Raw genomic sequence first — 19,142 nt, 5'->3', positions numbered from 1 at the left:
CTATCTGAACGGTAATTTACACCGTTCAGATAGTGTTTTTTTATATCAGAAAAAGAAATGCTGAAAATGGTTCTGGAAAAAAGAAGATAAAAAAATCTTTGTCATGGTCAAAATATGTATCCCCCTGTTTAAATGGACATCCATCTGTTCCTTACAAAGGATATTCAAAAAATGTGTGAAACATTTTAATATTTAATGACACACTTTCTCTTATATGTGTTATACTAATTACAACAAAAGATAAAAAGTATAACATTTTCGGGAGGAAGATAGTGCTTATGGAAAAAACGCGTATTGCAATTACAGGTTTTGGTCGAATTGGTAGAATGGTTTTTCGTCAAGCAATGGAAGAGGAGCATTTAGAAGTTGTTGCCATTAATGCGAGCTATCCTTCAGAAACGCTTGCTCACTTAATTAAATATGATAGTGTCCATGGTCCTTTTAATGGAGAAGTGCAAGCGCTGCCGAATAAATTGATTGTTAACCGGAAGGAAGTTCTTTTGGTGAATTTCAGAGAACCGGACAAATTACCATGGGAAGACCTTGAAATTGACGTTGTTATCGAAGCAACTGGCAAATTTAACACAAAAGAGGCAGCTGGGCGTCATCTGCAGGCTGGAGCAAAAAAAGTAGTCATCACCGCTCCTGGAAAAGAAGTGGATAAGACAATTGTTATTGGTGTAAATGAAAATGATTACAATCCAGAATTAGATGATGTTATCTCGAATGCATCTTGTACAACCAATTGTTTAGCTCCTGTGGTTAAAGTAATTGATGACCACTTTACGATAAAGAACGGATTAATGACGACTGTTCATGCATATACAAATGATCAAAAGAATATTGATAATCCGCATAAAGATTTACGCCGGGCAAGAAGCTGCACGCAGTCTATCATTCCGACAACGACCGGGGCTGCTAAAGCGCTTGCAGAAGTGCTGCCTCAGACGAAAGGTAAATTACATGGAATGGCATTGCGTGTACCAACACCTAATGTATCATTGGTAGATTTAGTAATTGATATTGAAGAAGATGTTACGATAGAAGAAGTGAATGCTTTATTCAAACAAGCATCAGAAGGAAGTATGCGTGGGATTATTCAATATTCGGATGAACCTCTGGTTTCTATTGATTATACTACAAGCACTTATTCTGCAACCATTGATGGGCTCTCCACGATGGTGATGGATAATAATAAATTAAAGATTATTGCTTGGTATGATAATGAATGGGGCTACTCTAAACGTGTTGTCGATTTAGTCAGCTATGTAGGTTATAGACTGGAACAGAAAGTGCGTTTAACATCATAGAACGATAAAAAAGGGAAGCAGGCTTCTATATCAGCTTCCTTTTTCCCGAAAAGAGATTCTTATAACAGCAGAAAAACATCCGCTTGAGCGTTTATGCGGATGTTTTTCTGTCTTATACTTTAAATTTCTGTGTCTCCTCCTGCAATCCTTGAGCAGTTTCACTTAAGGAGGTGGCGACATGGGCAACTTCATTCATCGTTGCAGATTGTTCTTCCATTGAAGCGGCAATCGTGTCAATATTGCCAGACATGACCTGTGATCCGGTTGAAATTTCTGTAACGGAGGCAGAAACTTGTTCTGCGCTTGCTGAAAGCTCCTGTGAGGTTGCTGAAACCTCCTGGATTTCGTGTGTCATTCCTTGGACAGCAGTCACAATCGCTTCAAAAGATGTTCCGGCCTCAGTAATAACCTCTACTCCTTTTTGAACAGCAGGTAAAGCAGTTTGCATGGCTTTCTCCACATTTTCTGTATCATTTTTGATTTCTGTGGTTAACAGACTAATAGAGCTGGCTGATTTTTTGGATTGCTCAGCTAGCTTGCGTACTTCATCTGCTACAACTGAAAAACCTTTTCCTTGTTCACCTGCACGGGCTGCCTCAATCGCTGCATTTAATGCTAATAGATTGGTTTGATCTGTGATATCAGTAATGACCTTCGTAATATTTTCAATTTCTTCGGTTTGTTTTGCCAGTTTCAGCACAAGATCATTGACAGAAGAAGCAGATTCATTTATGTGATTCATTTGCTGCTGAGCGTCCCCGATAACCAATGTTCCATTTTGTGCGGCTTCACTTGTTTCGCTGGAAGAAGCATGAAGTGACTGCGCAGCTTCAGCAATTCGCTGAACACCCTGAGCGGTTTCTCCCATTGCAATGGAGCTTTCATTTGCGGCGTGTGCTGCAGTTTGAGAAGTTTCCGCAGTCTCCGCAGCCTGCTTCGTCACTTCTTCCGTTGTTGCAGATGCTTCTTCAGCGCTTGCTGAAAGCTCTTCGGATGATGCACCCAGCTGTTCCGCATTGTGTTGAATACGCATAATTAAGTCCGGGTATTATTTTTAGAAGCATTGAAAATTGCAGCCAGCTGACCTAGTTCATCTTTAGATTTAACAGCTATATCCTCTGCAGATAGATCACCATCACCAAATTTCCTTGCAACATCCATGACACTTACTAATGGGGCTGTGATAGAACGGCGAACATAGAACATTAAACCAATACCAATGAGTATACTTGCACCCAGAACAACGAATGAAATAACCTGGGCAGTAACAATGGCAGAGCTTATTTCGCTATCGATATTATCCATTTGTCCAGTTTGATAGATTTCCATTTCTTCAGCTGCATCAAGCATAGCAGTATTGATATCCTGTACAGTTGTATTGACGATTTCTGTCGCCTCTTCGATATTCCCATTTTCCACATCAGCTATAATATCTGGCATTGCCTCATTGAAATCATTATTCGGGGCATTAGCCTGATCCCAATATGATCTCATTTCCTCAGATGCTAAATAGCCTTGTAATTCATCTAAATTGCCGTCAAGGTCTGCAGCGACAGCTATAAGATTCTCTCTATGGATATCTTCCTCCGGTTCTAAAATCATTGAACGGGTATGGAGCGCCTGCATCGCAACATCATAGCGGATATTTTCAATTAATATAAGCTGCTCCAGGCGTGAATCCATTGCCTCCCCTACATCATTTTCAATGTTTTTCAAATTCATGATGCTGCTTCCAACAGAAACAGCCAATAAAACAATTAATACAGTAAAAGATAAATTCAATTTCTTTCCTACACTCATTAAAACATACTCCTTCTTTTTTAAAATGACATCTTTATGGATAATGGCTTTCTTAATTACTTTATCGGTTGTTGTTGAACAATATGTAATAAGTCTTTATGACTATTTCATGAGAATAATACCAAGAAATTTAAACGGGTTTATGTTCTATAAATGTCTTTTTAATGTGCTTATATTAAATCCGCAGTTTACTCTATTTTGGGAAAGTAGTTTAAATGTACAAATCATGTTAAAATAATATATACATATATGTATGTATTTATATGTTTAAAAGAATTGGAAGATACGGTAGAATAAATACGCTGCAATGCTGTTTACAGAGAAAAGAGATGCTTGTAGAATAGTTTTTTATAGCGATAAATATAGGATGTGTATGTTTATGTCAATAGGGTATAAAATGAAACGTTTTTTTAGTAATCATGCAGAAACAAGTGATCATCATATAGATGCAAGCTTAAAAACCAGATATTATAAAGCGAGTAAGAATACTGTTATTCAGGAACTAGAGACGTATTTTAATGGAAGCTCTGACTTTTCGATTCATGCCAGCTCGGAGCAGCATGGGGAGATTAGTGCTGTCAGTAAACGAGGTAAAAAAGTTTTCATTATTGCTACAGTCATTATGGTCCGGCCGTATTATACAGCGCTTGACTTTTCAGTGACTACAGAAACACCTCTCCAGATAGATTTTGGTTACAGTAATAAAATCATAAAAAGAATGTATCAGCATGTGAATGAACAATTACCATTAATAGAAGGGTAAATGAAGAAGGAGTGAACGAAATGCGTTGTTCTAACTGCAATAATAAAAATACGAAAGTGTTAGATTCTCGTCCAATTGAAGAGGGAGCAGCTATACGCAGACGCCGGGAATGTGAGAAGTGCGGATTTCGTTTTACCACTTTTGAACGGATTGAAGAAGTACCACTCATTGTTGTGAAAAAAGATGGCATGCGTCAGGAGTTTTCAAGGGAAAAACTTACCAGAGGGATTATCAGAGCTTGTGAGAAACGCCCTGTGGCGATAGATACGATAGAAAATATTGCTTTAGATGTAGAAAAGAAATTACGGAATGAAGGGAACTCAGAGGTTTCCAGTCATAATGTAGGCGAAATGGTGATGGAAAGACTTGCTGAGGTGGATGAAGTATCTTATGTCAGGTTTGCTTCTGTCTATCGTCAATTTAAGGATATAACTGTTTTCTTGGATGAGTTGAAAGAAATTATCAAGACAGATAAACAAACACAGGAAGAATAAAATAAAGGATGGGTTGAAATGAATGTAATCGGAAAAATCCTTCCTATTGATGGGTACCATGTTGTTATGGATGAACAGCCTTTCATTGATTTTAATGCATCATTGACGCATTTTTATCAGCCGTTGATTGGGGTTCAGGCAATTTCGTTATACTATACATTATTTTATGAGGTAGATTATGCGCAAAAAGCGCAGACACATCATACATTAATGACATATTTGAATTTAACGCTGGATAATATTTACCGTGCACGTATAAAATTGGAAGCTATCGGGTTATTAAAGACCTATAAACGAAGAGAGGACAACAGAGATTATTATACTTATAGTGTGCAGCGTCCTTATTCCCCCAATCAATTTTTTGGAGAACCTATGCTGTCCCAGCTATTATTACATCATATAGGAGAACAGAAATATAATGAGCTTTATGCTCGTTATGTAAAGGACAGCATCGCTTATGGGGAAGAGGTAACAGCTGATTTTAATGAAGTGTTTGATACGATTACACCTTCTTCGTCTGCTGTTCTGAATATGGAAAATGAAAAAGAAAATAGAGAAACGGATTTAATGGATTTTTCATGGATAGAACAGTCGCTTCGTCAGCGGTTTATTCCGGCTGAAAAAGTTTTACATTCTGTAAATAAAAAACTCATTTATCAGATGAAGGTATTATATGATGCAGAAAGTATAGAAATAGAAAAAGCACTTTTATGGGCACTTGATGAAGATAACCAACTGAATCAGGAAGAATTTAAATCTGCTTGCCATGATATGTTTATCTCCCGTAATAATGGACAGGCTATCCGTTTAAACGAAAAAATGGCAGCTGTTGATACACAAGTTTCTATGAAGCAGCCTGCGACAAAAGAAGAGCAGCTGATTCACGAGCTGGAGAACATATCACCAAAGCAGTTATTGGAGGATTTATCTGACGGAAACCATGCTTCGGAGCAGGATATTAAAGTAGTCCGGGAAGTGATGACTAAACAGGGGCTGCCAGCTCCTGTCATGAATGTACTGATTCATTATGTTCTGCTGCAATCCAATATGAAGCTGTCTAAAGCGTATATGGAAACCATTGCGGGCCATTGGTCAAGAGTTGGATTGAAAACAGCAAAAGATGCCATGAACTTTGCTAAACAAGAACAGGAAAAATATAAATCATCCAAAAGTAAACCAAGGAAAAGTAATAATTATAATTATAATAACAACTATAAAAAAGAAGTTGTTCCGGACTGGTTTAATAACCGGAAAAAGACACCATCAAAAAATACAACAGACAGCAATATAAGCGAACAAGAGCAGCAGGAAATTGAAGCTAAGCTGCAAAAATATTTAAATGAAAGCTGAGATGAAAAGGAGGGATAATAGGTGAAACCGATACAATCCGAATTAAAAGCATGGATGGACAAAAATGAGAACTTCAAAACCAATTACACTAGAATAAAAAATGAAATTCTAAGTGATCCCTCTGTTAAAGCATTTTTGCGTGACCATCCGGAACTGACTGACCACGATATTGAAAAGAATTTAATGCGGCTCTATGAATATAAATCACAATCGAAACAATGTGACCGTTGTGCATCTTTCGGAGAGTGCCAGAATTTGATGCAGGGTTACTCTCCGGTATTAAGTATGGATAAAAATGAAATTAGACTGAGCTATGAAAAATGTCATTCACGTATTCAGGTTGAGGAACAGGAAGCACAACAGAAGCTTTTTCAGAGCCTTTATATGCCGAAGGAGATTTTAGAAGCAAAAATGTCAGAAGTGATCCAAGATAAGTCAAGAATTTCAGCTATTGGTGAGATTATCAGCTTTTTAGAAGAAGCAAAAAGCGGGCTGCCGAAAAAAGGATTGTATCTTCATGGATCATTTGGAATTGGAAAAACCTATTTGCTCGGCGCGATAGCAAATGAGCTGAAAAAGAGAAATTACTCTACTACCTTGATTTACATGCCAGAGTTTGTCCGGGAAATAAAAGGTTCCTTTAAAGATGATTCATTTAACGAAAAGATAGATTTCTTTAAGAAAGCGGATGTGTTAATGTTAGATGATATTGGAGCGGAATTGCAATCTGCCTGGTTTCGGGATGAAGTGTTGGGCTCCGTACTGCAATACCGGATGATGGAAGGATTGCCTGTCTTTTTCTCCTCCAATTTTGATTTGAATGAACTGGAGAAAGAATTGGCAAGCACCAGAAACGGTGTGGAAGAAGTGAAAGCCGGCCGGATTATTGAACGGATTAAGCAGGTTAGCAGTGTGGTAAAAATGTCCGGTAAAAATAGAAGAGACGAATAACGATTTGAACACACATGATTCACAATCTGCCTTCATAAAAAAGATTTCCGCTCAGATACGGAAATCTTTTTTTATGAACAGGAAACGTAGGTAAAAAGCTAGAGGGTTTCATGGGGGAGTAAACCTAACAATATTGTCAGGTTAATGAATTTTATTAAATTTGATATAGATAGTAATAAAACCTGTCTAGCGGAGGAAAAACACGTAGACTCCTATGGGAAAGCGTAGTGTTTTTCCGTAGCGGCCGCACTAACCTGACAACATTGGTAATCCTGAACCCCAGAAATATACACCGTTTTCCGCAGCCCCCAAGCTCATTTCCTTTAAAGAAAACTTGCTGACTGGCAGGGTTATCAAACATGGTTTGGTTTCAACTTTTCTTATACTACATGACTTTCATTTGCTAGTCTGACTAGTTTACGCATTTTTATATAACCTTGTCCATATAATTGTAACAGTTTGTAAGTGGATGAGGGTGATATGTATTGTTGGAACTGTATTTTGAATCGGATAAAGAAGTAACGGTTTTTCGTAATCAGTTGACTCCATATAAAAAGCAGATCAGAGTACATCAACAAACAAATGCCTGGAGCAGCAGATTAAGGCTGGAAGGTGATTTAGCAGAGAAGGAGTTCATCCATGTGATAAGCTCCGTGATGGCAGAGGTTTTTATAGAAGAGCATCTTTCTGACATCATTATTGGTAAGATTACCGATAATTATTATTTTTCAGATCCGGATGAAATCAACCGTATTTATGATTTTTCTATGTGGATTTTGTTTGAAACAGATTCAGACAATCAGTATTTGCGAGAACATGTGAATACTATAAAGCTTTTGCAGGATATTTTTTTTCGTCATTTAAAAGAACATAAAAGCATTCATTTTAGTGCAATATTGCATTTTCGGCTTGCTTCCTTTTTAGAATTTGTCCACGAATGTGTCGGGAAAGCAATTGAAGAATTTAAACGGGAAGAGGATCATCAGGCATTTATAGATATGCTCCGTCATTATATCGAGAAAAAAGATCCCTGTGTTGATTTGGTTTATATCGAACAGGGAGAGAATTTTATTTTTTATAATGATAAAGGAGAAGTAATTTCTAAAGATATGCTGCGTATGTGGATGTTTCAAGCACCGTTATATGCATTGGGCCTGCATGAAAATGAATTTAATTTAAGTCCGCTTATTGCCATGTCGCCAGCAAAAATAAAAGTGTATGGAAATGATCCGGACGATCCGAAAATCATGACAATAACAAATATCTTTCAAGAAAGGGTGGAATTTGAAACGGAAGGAACTTCTATCCTGTCTCGCGGAGAATAATCCATTGGACTTGCTTTTCAAACCTGAAAGGAATATAATACGAATAGAGTTTGAAAATAAGCTGCTGAGATGAGGACAACATTATTTCCTGATTACGTACTCAGAGAGGGAAGTCATTTGGCTGCAAGCTTCCTTTCGTGAAGAAATAATTACCGCCTCGGAGCATTGCTGCTGAAACGATTGAAAGTAGGCAGTAACGTCCTATCTGCGTTAAAGATCAATGAAGCTGAGGATAAGAGGATTCGTTTATCTTCAGGAATTTGGGTGGAACCACGGCATAAAACGCTCGTCCCTTTGCATAGCGCAAAGAGATAGAGCGTTTTTTTACATTTGATAAAGGAGTTCGATGAACATGGCTGATTTAACAATTATTTTTCCAGATGGAGCTGAAAAAGCCTTTCCGGAGGGAACAACAGGAGAAGATATTGCTGCTTCTATTTCTTCAGGTTTAAAAAAGCAGGCACTTGCAGTTAAATTGGATGGAGAGCCTGTAGATTTACGCCGTCCTCTTCCAAAGGGCGGAAAAATTGAAATTATTACGTATCGTGACCAAGAAGGCTTGGAAATAGCACGTCACTCTACAGCTCATTTATTAGCGCAAGCTGTAAAACGCTTGTACCCTAATGTGCAATTAGGTGTCGGTCCAGTGATTGAGGAAGGCTTCTACTATGATATTGATATGGAGCATACCTTAACTCCGGAAGACCTTCCGAAAATAGAAAAAGAAATGAAACGGATCGTGGACGAGAACTTAGAAATAACTCGTGTAGAAGTATCTCGTGATGAAGCAAAAGCCCGCTTTGCAGAAATTGGTGATGACTTAAAATTAGAATTGCTGGATGCAATCCCTGAAGATGAAACAGTAACCATATACGAACAAGGGGAGTTCTTTGATTTATGCAGAGGAGTGCATGTTCCTTCTACCAGTAAAATCAAAGCATTTAAATTATTAAGTATTTCTGGCGCTTATTGGCGTGGAGACAGTAATAATAAACAGCTGCAACGTATTTATGGAACCGAATTTGAGAAAAAATCACAATTAGAGGAATATCTGCAAATTTTGGAAGAGCGTAAAGAAAGAGATCATCGGAAGCTTGGGAAAGAGCTTGGTATTTTCACCGTGTCGCAAAAAGTAGGACAGGGTCTGCCATTATGGCTGCCAAAAGGAGCAACTATTCGTCGTAACGTGGAGCGTTATATCGTTGATTTAGAAGAACGCTTAGGTTATGACCATGTGTATACACCTGTTCTTGGTAATGTAGAGTTGTATAAAACAAGCGGACATTGGGACCATTATCAGGAGGATATGTTCCCGACTATGGAAATGGATAATGAAGAGCTTGTATTGCGTCCAATGAACTGTCCGCATCATATGATGGTTTTCAAAAATCAACTATGGAGCTACCGTAACCTGCCTGTCCGTATAGCAGAGTTAGGAACCATGCATCGTCATGAGATGAGCGGGGCGCTTGCCGGTCTGCAGCGTGTCCGTGCAATGACATTAAATGATGCGCATATTTTTGCTCGCCCGGATCAGTTAAAAGAAGAATTTATCCGCGTGGTAGAACTGGTTCAGCGTGTTTACAAAGACTTTGGAATCGATGACTATTATTTCCGTCTTTCCTATCGTGACCCAGAAGATAAGGAAAAATATGTAGATAATGATGCCATGTGGGATAAAGCGCAGGCAATGCTGAAGGAAACCATGGAAGATATGAACTTGGAATATGTAGAAGCAGAAGGAGAAGCTGCTTTCTATGGTCCGAAGCTGGATGTGCAGGTGAAAACAGCATTAGGAAAAGATGAAACATTATCTACAGTGCAATTGGACTTTCACTTGCCAGAACGTTTTGACTTAACGTATATCGGAGAAGACGGAAAAGAACATCGTCCCGTTGTTATTCACCGTGGTGTTGTTTCTACGATGGAACGCTTTGTTGCATTTCTTATTGAAGAGTACAAAGGGGCTTTTCCTACTTGGCTTGCTCCCGTACAAGCAAAAATCATTCCGGTATCTTTGCAGGCGCATCTTGATTTCGCTAAAGAGGTGGAGGATAAATTACGCCAGGAAGGTGTCCGTGTTGAATTAGACAGCCGTGATGAGAAGCTGGGCTATAAAATACGTGAAGCACAGACACAAAAAGTTCCATTTGCCCTTGTTCTGGGAGATAAGGAATTGGAAGCAAACAGTGTGAACTATCGCCGTTACGGTGAACAAGATACAGAAACACTTCCGTTTGATCAATTTGTTGATTTTATCAAGGAAGAAATTAATCAGAAGAAATAAGCAGTAATCATGATTTTTAAAAGGGAAAAGCTATTTTCATATTTAATATGAAAATAGCTTTTTTGTGGAATAAGAAAGTATAAGCGGAGATCGCTTCGGCGAGGACAACGATGTTTTAAAGACCAAGCGGTATTCTTGGTTTTTCTTGTGAGAGAGCATTTCCACGTTAACCGTCTTACTTCTATTTTGCTAAAAACATTGACACTTCAAAATAACCGTGCTATGATTCAATAGTTGTTTAAAACAAAAGGATACAGTCCTTGACAAAAAAACGATAAAATGCTATATTATAAAAGTTAATGATATGATCTAACGACAAGCAGAAGCACCCGCTTCTCACCTGTTTGACGTCCCTGGAGGATAGTTGACTGGTTCATCACGATTCATGTTTACGAATGAGGAGATGTGTGGGTGCAAGTATGTACCGACACTTTTTTTATGTATTGAAATGACTTGTCCAGATAGATCAGTAACAAAATTTCGGAGGTGGCTGGCTATTAGCAAGGATATGAATGTTAACGAAAAAATTCGTGCAAGAGAAGTTCGTCTCATTGATTCAAATGGGGATCAGCTTGGAGTAAAATCTCGTAACGAAGCATTAGATATTGCTCAGAAACGAAACCTTGATCTAGTATTAGTTGCTCCAAACGCAAAACCACCGGTATGTCGTATTATGGATTTCGGGAAGTATCGTTTTGAGCAGCAGAAGAAAGAGAAGGAAGCTCGCAAGAAGCAAAAGGTTATTAATGTGAAGGAAGTGCGTTTTACTCCTGGAATTGGTGACCATGACTTTGAAACGAAGCTTAAAAATGCACGTAAGTTCTTGGAAAAAGGGGATAAAGTTAAAGCTGCGGTTCGTTTCCGCGGTCGTGCGATTACCCATAAAGAACTAGGGAAAGAAGTACTGGACCGTTTCGCTGAAGAAGTGAAGGATCTCGGAACAGTAGAAACAAAACCGAAAATGGAAGGCCGTAATATGTTTATGATGGTCGCTCCATTGAATGAAAAAAAATAAGCTTTTTATTGCAATGACTGGAGGAAAAAATCATGCCTAAAATGAAAACTCATAAAGGTTCAGCAAAACGTTTCAAAAAAACTGGATCTGGAAAAGTAAAAAGATCTCATGCATACACTAGCCATATGTTTGCACACAAATCTCAGAAGCAAAAACGTAAATTACGTAAGAGTACTTTAGTTTCTTCTGGGGACTATCAACGCATTAAACAAATGCTGCCAAAATAATAAATTTAGATATGTAATTGAATACAGGAGGGATTTCTTATGCCACGTGTTAAAGGTGGAACAGTTACGCGTCGTCGTCGTAAACGCGTCTTAAAATTAGCAAAAGGTTATTACGGTTCGAAACGAACTCTATTTAAAACAGCAAAACAACAGGTTATCAAATCAGGTCAATATGCTTATCGTGACCGCAGACAGAAAAAACGTGATTTCCGTAAACTTTGGATTTCTCGTATTAACGCTGCTGCTCGTTTAAACGATATGAGCTACAGCAAATTAATGCACGGTTTGAAGCTTGCTGGTATCGATATTAATCGTAAAATGCTATCTGATTTAGCTATTAATGACGAACAAGCATTTTCTCAATTAGTATCTCAAGCAAAAGAAGCTTTAAAATAATAGGAAGAATGAGAGATCGCATCCAAATTGGATAGCGATCTTTTTTTATCTTTCGAACCAAGGCGCTCAGTGTTGCAGGAAACAGAGACTTTCTTTATGATGAAAAGGTATCATTCATGAAAACAGGAGGAAGAAATGGAAAACATATCATCATGGCTTCTATATATACTTATTGCGAATACGATTGGGTTTTATTTGATGTTTAAAGATAAACAAAAGGCAAAGCAGCGAGCATATCGAATTCCTGAACGGACCTTTTGGCTGCTGGCTATTTTAGGAGGAAGTGCCGGTGTATATATTGGCATGCAGACTTTCCGGCATAAAACAAAGCATAAGAGCTTTACTATTGGTATTCCGGTATTAATCGCGATTAATATAATCAGCTTTATTAGCCTGACTGTCTATTTCTAGGGGGGGGAGTGCTTCATTTTAATGGAGCATTTTTTTAATAGAAAAACCAGCGTAATTCTTTTATCATACACAGCTCGTCTTGAAACATATATATAAATAGAAATTAAACCAGCTTCCTCAGAGGAGGGGTAGCCATGGAATACGTTGGGAATTATTTGCTGGTGATTGTTGAGATGGGAGGCGTGCTTTCTCCGCTGCTGTTTATTATTCTTCATCTCATTCGGCCCATGTTATTCTTACCAGTTGTGTTTATTTGTATTTCTGGCGGTATCTTATTTGGTCCAATTGCAGGAAGTGTTTATTCTATTATCGGGATAACAATGGCGAGTTTGCTTTTTTATATCATGGCAGGCTGGATGCCGAAATCTATTGATAAACTCATTATTTTGAAGCAGCGGTTACTTGGCAAGCATACAGAAATGACAACCGCTCAGATTACGCTGTTACGCCTTGTTCCATTTATTCATTTTCACTTATTATCTTTATGCTTGATTGAAACGAATCAAACCTTTAAAGGATATATAAAATCTTCCTTTATCTCAAACATACCTCTGGCAATTGTCTACACAAGCATCGGCGGTTGGATCTCTCAGCTTTCTCCGGTATATATCGCTGCATTTATCATCGCCTTACTCCCATCCCTGTACCTGTTAAGGAGAAAAGAGATTATTATTAAATGGCAGGAGTTTTTTGCTTCGCCAACGTCGGGTACGGAGCATCGGCATCATGGATTATCAAAACCTCTTACACCAAGTAAAACAACCAGCTCTTGAGCATAAGAGCTGGTTGTTTTAAAATAAAAGTAAGAAAAAGGGGTTAAAAGAGGTGATGTATGATATAGAACTCCCGTCGTGCTGGAATTGTGAGCATGAATTTAAACTTCGTGAGCTTGTCTGGAGCTGGAGAATGCGCTGTCCAAGCTGTAAAAAGAAGCAATTTTTAACAAAAGAAAGCCGGTTTAATACATTACTTTTCAGTCCGATTCTAATGATTGTTATTTTCATCATGAATGTATGGAACTTTTCTTGGGTGATTATTATTCCAGTAAGCTTTTGTTTATTCCTTATTTTTATGTTAATTATCCCTTATTTTTACCGTTTTACCGACAAAGAAGCTCCTTTTGTATAGAAAAATAACCAGTCCTGTCCGGGCTGGTTAGTCTTTTGTAATCTCCGTTATAATCAACTCATTAATCGGATGCTTCCACGTAATGGAAGCGTGCGGATAGTGAATTAATATTTCCTGCTCCAGAAAATACAAATCCTCTCTCGTCAATCCCCGAAGCTCTAATGGATTTTTAACGGTAACATGAATATCCACGACTTCAAAAGCATCTTCGGTGGTCCCTAAGTATTTTTCACCGATAAAAAGGCAGCCTTTATAAGTTAATTGGAAATTTTTCTTATTGTTATTTTGTTCATCTAATAAATAAAAACCCTGATTTTCCTGAGAAAGACGCAGCTTTCGCTCAGGATTTTTTAAGTATTGAATCCATGTATAAATTAATAGTGCAATTGCAATCACTAATAATATTCGAAAGAGAATGATGGCCATAATTATCTACTCCTTAGAACGTCCTGTTACCCCTTCATACGGATGAGATTCAAAAAAGTTTCAGAGAAATATTATTTTATTAAAAAAATGTTGAAATTTAATATTTCCTGCCTTTCCTGATTGTCATACTGGGATCTTCTCTGATTTTAAATCCTTATATTATTTTATTGACTTAAACTAATTCGATTAGTTATAATGTTAATAACATTAGTTGAGGTGATTAAATGATAATTAAACGATATCATAATTTATATCAAATTACTTTTCTGCCGTATCTTTTTCCAATTAACTGCTTTGTTGTAGAGCAGGAAGCAGATTTAATCTGTATCGATATGGGAGTGGGGAAGTTTGCTGATACGGTAAAAGAAATGGTTCATCAAACTGGAAAGCCATTGAATACATTAATTTTGACCCATGCACACGGAGATCATGTAAACGGGATACCCTATTTTAAAAAAGTCTTTCCTGAAGTACTGGTGGGAATTTCAAAAAGAGACAGTTATTTATTAAAAAAAGATTTTCGCTTGCAGGAAGACGAGCCGGATAAACCTGTAAAGGGAGGCTTTCCTAAAAACATTATCCCGATTGATTTTACTTTTGAAAGCGGAGAATTCATTGATTCTTTGGAGGTAATTTCGAGTCCGGGGCACACTCCGGGAGCTGTATCTTTTTTTGAACCGCAGCATCGAATGCTTATTGCCGGAGATGCATTCCAAACAAGGGGAGGCCTTGCTGTTTCCGGGGTCTTAAAGTGGCAGTTTCCTTTTCCTAAAATAGCAACTTGGGACAGGAAAATGGCTGTAGAGAGTGCAAAAAAATTACTGGATTTAAATCCCGAATTACTTGCAGTAGGACATGGTAATATGCTCGTCCAGCCAGAGGAGCAGATGAAAAAAGCGATAAAAGTTGCAGAAAGAGGCATGGAAAAATGAGAAAAAAGATAACCCAGGAAAGAATCATTGATGCAACGCTAGAAATTGTGGAAGAGAAGGGAATAGCCGGTGTAACCATAAAAAATACAGCCATACAATTAGGCATCAAGCCGCCATCCCTATATAATCATGTGGAAAATTTAGAAGACCTATTAGATATAGCAGCTAATAGGAGTATGCGGAATTTGTATGAGAAACTGCTCACAGCCAGTATTGGATTGGAAAAGAAAGAAGCGCTGTGGGCGATTGCGCAGGAGTATCGAAATTTTGCAAAAAACAATCCGGGACAATATGAATTAGCGCAAAAAGTGAATGTTTGGAATAGCGAGGAAACGAAACAAATATCTGAGCAGATTGTAGCTATCTTTCTAAAAATACTGCAAAAATATACGTTATCCGAAGAGGAAGCGATTCATTTTATTCGGGTATTACGAAGCTATCTGCATGGGTTTACGCTGTTAGAGATAAATGAAGGATTTGGGCTTCCGCAGGAGCTGGAAAAAAGCTTTACAATCGGATTGGAACTGGTTTTGACAAATTTGGAAAGCCGTTCAAATCAAGATGGTCAATGGGAATAAAAAGATTTTCTAAAAGGTCTGTGATAAAATGGAAGAGAACATGGAAGAGGAGGCGTTACGTTGGATTGGAATCAGCTATTTGATATGCAGAAGCAACTAGATACATATATTGAAAATAATCATGATTTGTCAAATGTAAATTTATTTCGTGAAAAGCATCTTGCCTTGCTGGTAGAGCTTGGAGAGCTTGCAAATGAGACAAGATGCTTTAAATTTTGGAGTACCAAACCAAGAAATAGCGGGCAGGTTATTTTAGAAGAATACGTAGATGTTCTGCATTTTTTAATGTCCATTGGTATAGAAAAGGATCTTATTTATCAACCAGCGGATAAAACACAATTGGAAGAGGACATTACCGAATCAGAATGTTTTTATCACGTATATGAGAAGGCGATTACCTACCGGGAAAACCCGGTAAATGAAAATTATCAGCAGCTGTTCAGCTGGAGTCTGCGATTAGGAAATCAGCTTGGGTTTACGGATGAGGATATCCAGCAGGCTTATTGGGAGAAAAATAAAATTAATTATGAGCGTCAGGATCAAGGTTATTAAATCTTTTCCATACGTTGGGGAAGAGTAAGCTTATAGCAAATGATTGAAAGCGGCGAGTCCTCGTGTTGTATTTGTTGTTGATGAATGCAAAACAAAGGAAATTTGAAGCTTTATTACACCAGGCAAGCCAATTTTCTTTAAAGGAGAGATTTTGAATATGGAAAAATTAGACAACACCTTAACAATGCTTAAAGATTTAACGGACGCAAAGGGAATACCAGGAAATGAAAAAGAAGTGCGTGACGTATTTGAAAGCTATATCAAGCCCTTTGCGGATGAGCTGACAACAGACAATTTAGGCAGTGCCATCGCAGTGAAAACCGGAGATGAAAATGGACCGAAAATTATGGTTGCAGGGCATTTGGACGAAATTGGCCTGATGGTTACACGCATTGATGAAAATGGCTTTTTATATTTCCAGACAGCTGGCGGCTGGTGGAATCAGGTTATGCTGGCACAGCGTGTAACGATTATGGGTTCGGATGGAGATGTGACAGGGGTTATCGGTTCCAAGCCTCCGCATGTACTTAGTCCGGAAGCCAGAAAGAAACCATATGAAATAAAAGATATGTTTATCGACATTGGTGCTACTAGTAAAGAAGAAGCAGAATCGTTCGGTGTAAAACCTGGAGATTCGATTGTTCCTTATTTTGAATTTACCCAATTAAAAAATGAAAAATTATTGATGGCAAAAGCTTGGGACAACCGTATCGGTTTAGCAATTGCCATTGATGTATTAAGGGCATTAAAAGATGAAGCACATCCTAATACCGTCTATGGAGTCGGTACGATTCAAGAAGAGGTCGGTCTGCGCGGGGCAAAAACATCCGCCCATCTGATCCAGCCGGATATTGGTTTCGGTGTCGACGTCGGCATTGCAGGAGACACACCGGGGATTGCGAAACAAGAAGCGGACAGCAAGCTTGGCGAAGGACCGCAAATTGTGCTGTATGATGCTTCCATGATTTCACATAAAGGACTTCGTGATTTGGTTGTGGATACAGCAGAGGAGAATAATATTCCTTACCAATTTACCTCGATGTCTGGCGGAGGTACAGATTCAGGCTCCATCGACTTAACGGGCAATGGTGTTCCATCTCTGTCTGTTACAGTAGCAACCCGCTATATTCATTCCCATGCAGGGATTCTTCATCGGGATGACTATGAAAATGCGGTGAAATTGCTGACAGCTGTCATAAAGAAATTAGACCGGGAAACGGTAGATGCTTTAATTAAAGCTTAATAATGATAAAAAAATCGTGCCTTTAATCAATTTAAAAGGTACGATTTTTTATCAAAGAGGGTGCTATAAGATGCCCATTATTGACAGATAGAAAAAGCTATGGTAAATTATATTTAATTAAAAAATATTTAATTAAATATAAAAGGAGTTTTTACAATGAATCCAATCCGTGGAATGCACCACGTTACAGCAATTACAAGCAGCGCAGAAAAAAACTATGAGTTTTTCACTTATGTACTCGGTATGCGATTAGTAAAGAAAACAGTCAATCAAGACGATATCCAAACGTATCACTTATTCTTTGCGGACGATGAAGGCAGCGCCGGAACAGATATGACATTTTTTGACTTTCCAGGTATTCCGAAAGGTTCTCATGGAACAAATGAAATCTATAAAACATCTTTACGTGTTCCAAGTGATGCGGCGCTCGAATACTGGGTGAAACGTTTTGATCGCCTGGGAATTGCACATACAGGAATCAAACAGCAATTTGATGTAAAAACATTATCCTTCGCTGATTTTGATGATCAACAATATCAGCTCGTTTCAGATGAGAATAATAATGGAAGAGCATCCGGTACACCATGGAAAAATGGCCCAATACCAATAGAATTTGGAATTACTGGACTTGGCCCTGTTGTGGTACGTGTGGCAGATTTCAACTTTTTCAAGCAAGTGCTGGAAAAAGTATTTATGTACAAGGAGATTGCAGACGAGGGAGCATTCCATCTATTTGAAGTGGACGAAGGAGGAAACGGCGCCCGAATCATTGTAGAGCATAATGAAGAATTGCCTCCTGCAAGACAGGGCTATGGTACCGTGCATCACGCCGCATTATGTGTGGACGAACGGGAAGATTTAGATACATGGCAGCAAAGAATAGAACAATTTGGTTTTAACACCTCTGGATTTGTGGAACGCTTCTATTTTGGTTCCCTATATACGCCAGTTGCGCCACAGGTATTATTCGAAATAGCCACCGCTGGTCCTGGATTTATGGAGGATGAGCCGTATGAAACAGTGGGAGAGAAATTAGCCTTGCCGCCATTTCTTGAGCCGCAGCGTGAACAGATTGAAAGTCAGGTAAGAGAAATCGATACGGTCCGCAGTACAAAAACCATTGAAAAAGAATATGAATAAAATAAAAAGATTCGTTTATCTGTCCATTGATAAACGAATCTTTTTTTGTACAATTTAAGAAATATATCTTAAATTAACGTTAAATCTATTTTTAAGAACGGTATGTACCCATTACTTTAGATACATAAGCTGTTGTTTCCTTAAACGGCGGAATACCCTGATGTTTATCTACGTTGCCCGGTCCGGCGTTATACGCAGCCAAAGCTAATTCTATATTTCCGTTATACCGGTTAAGCATCTGACTTAAGTATTTTGTGCCGCCTTCAATATTTTGGCGGGGATCATACGAATTCGTAACACCTAAACCTGAAGCTGTTCCCGGCATTAATTGCATTAAACCTTGCGCGCCGGCATGGCTTCTGGCGTTCGGATTAAAATTAGATTCCTGCTGAATAACAGCATTGATTAATCGTTCACTTACATTATATTTGTTTGCCATTTCCTGAACGATACCTTGATAATTTGATGCCTCCCCACTGACAGGCTGACTTGCAGCTGGCTGTGCAGAAGAAGCCATTTGTGCCATAGGAGAAGAAACAACTTCAGGATTTTGAATATTCGATCCAAAATCCTGTGCTGTTCGTTCTTCTGCCTCCCGGATTCGTTCTAAAAGCAGCTGCTGAAAAGACTTTCCGCCGAAGCCTGTATTTTCTTCCACATTTCCTGCTTCTGGAGCAGAACCTAGCATGCCTAAAGGGTTTGTAAGTTGATTCGTATTGATTTCCATTCGCATTCACCGTCCGTATTTTACTGAAAAATAGATTCTTTATCCTGCGTAATCACGATATAAAATGAATAATTATTACTAAAAATT

The 19,142-nt window shown here is 38.3% G+C and carries 22 protein-coding genes and 1 other annotated feature; of the genes, 18 read left to right on the top strand and 4 right to left on the bottom strand.

Annotated elements, in window-relative coordinates:
* Nucleotides 1-278: 278 nt before the first annotated feature.
* Complete coding sequence (locus BN997_RS18750; RefSeq protein ID WP_042534510.1) at nt 279-1,310, top strand: glyceraldehyde-3-phosphate dehydrogenase; 1,032 nt, start codon at nt 279-281, stop codon at nt 1,308-1,310.
* A 112-nt stretch (nt 1,311-1,422) separates the two neighbouring features.
* Here the strand turns inward: BN997_RS18750 and BN997_RS22360 are convergent, their stop codons facing one another.
* Nucleotides 1,423-2,343, bottom strand: coding sequence for a methyl-accepting chemotaxis protein (locus BN997_RS22360; RefSeq protein ID WP_052485085.1), 921 nt, complete (start codon nt 2,341-2,343; stop codon nt 1,423-1,425).
* A 2-nt stretch (nt 2,344-2,345) separates the two neighbouring features.
* Nucleotides 2,346-3,110, bottom strand: a complete 765-nt coding sequence (locus tag BN997_RS22355) for a HAMP domain-containing protein (RefSeq protein ID WP_052485084.1) — start codon at nt 3,108-3,110, stop codon at nt 2,346-2,348.
* A gap of 379 nt (nt 3,111-3,489) precedes the next feature.
* On the opposite strand from BN997_RS22355, the gene BN997_RS18740 reads away from it, so the two are divergent.
* The 12 genes from BN997_RS18740 to BN997_RS18685 all read left to right on the top strand — a co-directional run bounded on the left by BN997_RS18740 (nt 3,490) and on the right by BN997_RS18685 (nt 13,457).
* Complete coding sequence (locus BN997_RS18740) at nt 3,490-3,873, top strand: hypothetical protein (RefSeq protein WP_042534508.1); 384 nt, start codon at nt 3,490-3,492, stop codon at nt 3,871-3,873.
* 20 nt (nt 3,874-3,893) lie between these two features.
* Nucleotides 3,894-4,367 carry a transcriptional regulator NrdR gene (gene nrdR / locus BN997_RS18735; protein ID WP_042534507.1) on the top strand — a complete coding sequence of 158 codons (474 nt, stop codon included), beginning with the start codon at nt 3,894-3,896 and terminating at the stop codon, nt 4,365-4,367.
* Between the two features lie 18 nt (nt 4,368-4,385).
* The gene (locus BN997_RS18730; RefSeq protein ID WP_042534505.1) at nt 4,386-5,717 is read left to right on the top strand and encodes a replication initiation and membrane attachment family protein; all 1,332 of its coding nucleotides are present in this window, start codon (nt 4,386-4,388) and stop codon (nt 5,715-5,717) included.
* Between the two features lie 21 nt (nt 5,718-5,738).
* Nucleotides 5,739-6,668, top strand: a complete 930-nt coding sequence (dnaI, locus tag BN997_RS18725; protein WP_042534503.1) for a primosomal protein DnaI — start codon at nt 5,739-5,741, stop codon at nt 6,666-6,668.
* Between the two features lie 485 nt (nt 6,669-7,153).
* The gene (ytxC, locus tag BN997_RS18720; RefSeq protein WP_042534502.1) at nt 7,154-7,993 is read left to right on the top strand and encodes a sporulation protein YtxC; all 840 of its coding nucleotides are present in this window, start codon (nt 7,154-7,156) and stop codon (nt 7,991-7,993) included.
* A 352-nt stretch (nt 7,994-8,345) separates the two neighbouring features.
* Entirely contained in the window at nt 8,346-10,280 is a 1,935-nt protein-coding gene (gene thrS / locus BN997_RS18715; RefSeq protein WP_042534500.1) for a threonine--tRNA ligase, read from the top strand.
* 311 nt (nt 10,281-10,591) lie between these two features.
* Nucleotides 10,592-10,723: a sequence feature (ribosomal protein L20 leader region), on the top strand.
* Between the two features lie 65 nt (nt 10,724-10,788).
* The gene (gene infC, locus BN997_RS18710) at nt 10,789-11,295 is read left to right on the top strand and encodes a translation initiation factor IF-3 (RefSeq protein WP_042534499.1); all 507 of its coding nucleotides are present in this window, start codon (nt 10,789-10,791) and stop codon (nt 11,293-11,295) included.
* A 32-nt stretch (nt 11,296-11,327) separates the two neighbouring features.
* Entirely contained in the window at nt 11,328-11,522 is a 195-nt protein-coding gene (gene rpmI, locus BN997_RS18705) for a 50S ribosomal protein L35 (protein ID WP_042534497.1), read from the top strand.
* Between the two features lie 39 nt (nt 11,523-11,561).
* A complete protein-coding gene (gene rplT / locus BN997_RS18700; protein WP_042534495.1) occupies nt 11,562-11,918 on the top strand; it encodes a 50S ribosomal protein L20 in 357 nt (118 codons plus the stop codon).
* A gap of 135 nt (nt 11,919-12,053) precedes the next feature.
* A complete protein-coding gene (locus BN997_RS18695) occupies nt 12,054-12,329 on the top strand; it encodes a DUF1294 domain-containing protein (protein ID WP_042534493.1) in 276 nt (91 codons plus the stop codon).
* Between the two features lie 134 nt (nt 12,330-12,463).
* Complete coding sequence (locus BN997_RS18690; RefSeq protein WP_042534491.1) at nt 12,464-13,102, top strand: TVP38/TMEM64 family protein; 639 nt, start codon at nt 12,464-12,466, stop codon at nt 13,100-13,102.
* 55 nt (nt 13,103-13,157) lie between these two features.
* Complete coding sequence (locus tag BN997_RS18685; protein WP_052485083.1) at nt 13,158-13,457, top strand: TIGR04104 family putative zinc finger protein; 300 nt, start codon at nt 13,158-13,160, stop codon at nt 13,455-13,457.
* A gap of 27 nt (nt 13,458-13,484) precedes the next feature.
* Here BN997_RS18685 and BN997_RS18680 read toward each other — a convergent pair whose 3' ends face one another.
* The gene (locus BN997_RS18680) at nt 13,485-13,883 is read right to left on the bottom strand and encodes a hypothetical protein (RefSeq protein ID WP_042534489.1); all 399 of its coding nucleotides are present in this window, start codon (nt 13,881-13,883) and stop codon (nt 13,485-13,487) included.
* 224 nt (nt 13,884-14,107) lie between these two features.
* Between BN997_RS18680 and BN997_RS18675 the strand changes: the two genes are divergently transcribed.
* The 5 genes from BN997_RS18675 to BN997_RS18655 all read left to right on the top strand — a co-directional run bounded on the left by BN997_RS18675 (nt 14,108) and on the right by BN997_RS18655 (nt 18,328).
* Complete coding sequence (locus tag BN997_RS18675) at nt 14,108-14,815, top strand: MBL fold metallo-hydrolase (RefSeq protein ID WP_042534487.1); 708 nt, start codon at nt 14,108-14,110, stop codon at nt 14,813-14,815.
* On the top strand, nt 14,812-15,393 hold the full coding sequence (locus tag BN997_RS18670; RefSeq protein WP_042534485.1) for a TetR/AcrR family transcriptional regulator: 582 nt from the start codon (nt 14,812-14,814) through the stop codon (nt 15,391-15,393). The genes BN997_RS18675 and BN997_RS18670 overlap by 4 nt, the downstream gene beginning before the upstream one ends.
* Nucleotides 15,394-15,453: 60 nt before the next feature.
* Nucleotides 15,454-15,945: a dUTP diphosphatase gene (locus BN997_RS18665; protein ID WP_042534483.1), complete on the top strand. Its 492-nt coding sequence runs from the start codon at nt 15,454-15,456 to the stop codon at nt 15,943-15,945.
* 157 nt (nt 15,946-16,102) lie between these two features.
* Nucleotides 16,103-17,188: a M42 family metallopeptidase gene (locus BN997_RS18660; protein ID WP_042534482.1), complete on the top strand. Its 1,086-nt coding sequence runs from the start codon at nt 16,103-16,105 to the stop codon at nt 17,186-17,188.
* A 156-nt stretch (nt 17,189-17,344) separates the two neighbouring features.
* Nucleotides 17,345-18,328, top strand: a complete 984-nt coding sequence (locus BN997_RS18655; RefSeq protein ID WP_042534480.1) for a ring-cleaving dioxygenase — start codon at nt 17,345-17,347, stop codon at nt 18,326-18,328.
* A 91-nt stretch (nt 18,329-18,419) separates the two neighbouring features.
* Here BN997_RS18655 and BN997_RS18650 read toward each other — a convergent pair whose 3' ends face one another.
* Nucleotides 18,420-19,055 (bottom strand): lytic transglycosylase domain-containing protein, encoded by a 636-nt coding sequence (locus tag BN997_RS18650; RefSeq protein ID WP_052485082.1) that lies wholly within the window; start codon nt 19,053-19,055, stop codon nt 18,420-18,422.
* Between the last annotated feature and the right edge of the window lie 87 nt (nt 19,056-19,142).

It is taken from the genome of Oceanobacillus oncorhynchi, assembly GCF_000821065.1.
GTDB classification, from domain to species: Bacteria; Bacillota; Bacilli; order Bacillales; family Amphibacillaceae; genus Oceanobacillus; species Oceanobacillus oncorhynchi.
This window is presented reverse-complemented; position numbering and strand designations above follow the sequence as displayed.

Excerpts from the sequence above, each read along its gene's own strand:
- BN997_RS18750 (WP_042534510.1), top strand. The coding sequence starts at position 279 with ATGGAAAAAACGCGTATTGCAATTACAGGTTTTGGTCGAATTGGTAGA.
- BN997_RS22360 (WP_052485085.1), bottom strand. The coding sequence starts at position 2,343 with ATGCGTATTCAACACAATGCGGAACAGCTGGGTGCATCATCCGAAGAG.
- BN997_RS22355 (WP_052485084.1), bottom strand. The coding sequence starts at position 3,110 with ATGAGTGTAGGAAAGAAATTGAATTTATCTTTTACTGTATTAATTGTT.
- BN997_RS18740 (WP_042534508.1), top strand. The coding sequence starts at position 3,490 with ATGTCAATAGGGTATAAAATGAAACGTTTTTTTAGTAATCATGCAGAA.
- nrdR (WP_042534507.1), top strand. The coding sequence starts at position 3,894 with ATGCGTTGTTCTAACTGCAATAATAAAAATACGAAAGTGTTAGATTCT.
- BN997_RS18730 (WP_042534505.1), top strand. The coding sequence starts at position 4,386 with ATGAATGTAATCGGAAAAATCCTTCCTATTGATGGGTACCATGTTGTT.
- thrS (WP_042534500.1), top strand. The coding sequence starts at position 8,346 with ATGGCTGATTTAACAATTATTTTTCCAGATGGAGCTGAAAAAGCCTTT.
- infC (WP_042534499.1), top strand. The coding sequence starts at position 10,789 with ATGAATGTTAACGAAAAAATTCGTGCAAGAGAAGTTCGTCTCATTGAT.
- rpmI (WP_042534497.1), top strand. The coding sequence starts at position 11,328 with ATGCCTAAAATGAAAACTCATAAAGGTTCAGCAAAACGTTTCAAAAAA.
- rplT (WP_042534495.1), top strand. The coding sequence starts at position 11,562 with ATGCCACGTGTTAAAGGTGGAACAGTTACGCGTCGTCGTCGTAAACGC.
- BN997_RS18695 (WP_042534493.1), top strand. The coding sequence starts at position 12,054 with ATGGAAAACATATCATCATGGCTTCTATATATACTTATTGCGAATACG.
- BN997_RS18690 (WP_042534491.1), top strand. The coding sequence starts at position 12,464 with ATGGAATACGTTGGGAATTATTTGCTGGTGATTGTTGAGATGGGAGGC.
- BN997_RS18685 (WP_052485083.1), top strand. The coding sequence starts at position 13,158 with ATGTATGATATAGAACTCCCGTCGTGCTGGAATTGTGAGCATGAATTT.
- BN997_RS18680 (WP_042534489.1), bottom strand. The coding sequence starts at position 13,883 with ATGGCCATCATTCTCTTTCGAATATTATTAGTGATTGCAATTGCACTA.
- BN997_RS18675 (WP_042534487.1), top strand. The coding sequence starts at position 14,108 with ATGATAATTAAACGATATCATAATTTATATCAAATTACTTTTCTGCCG.
- BN997_RS18670 (WP_042534485.1), top strand. The coding sequence starts at position 14,812 with ATGAGAAAAAAGATAACCCAGGAAAGAATCATTGATGCAACGCTAGAA.
- BN997_RS18660 (WP_042534482.1), top strand. The coding sequence starts at position 16,103 with ATGGAAAAATTAGACAACACCTTAACAATGCTTAAAGATTTAACGGAC.
- BN997_RS18655 (WP_042534480.1), top strand. The coding sequence starts at position 17,345 with ATGAATCCAATCCGTGGAATGCACCACGTTACAGCAATTACAAGCAGC.
- BN997_RS18650 (WP_052485082.1), bottom strand. The coding sequence starts at position 19,055 with ATGGAAATCAATACGAATCAACTTACAAACCCTTTAGGCATGCTAGGT.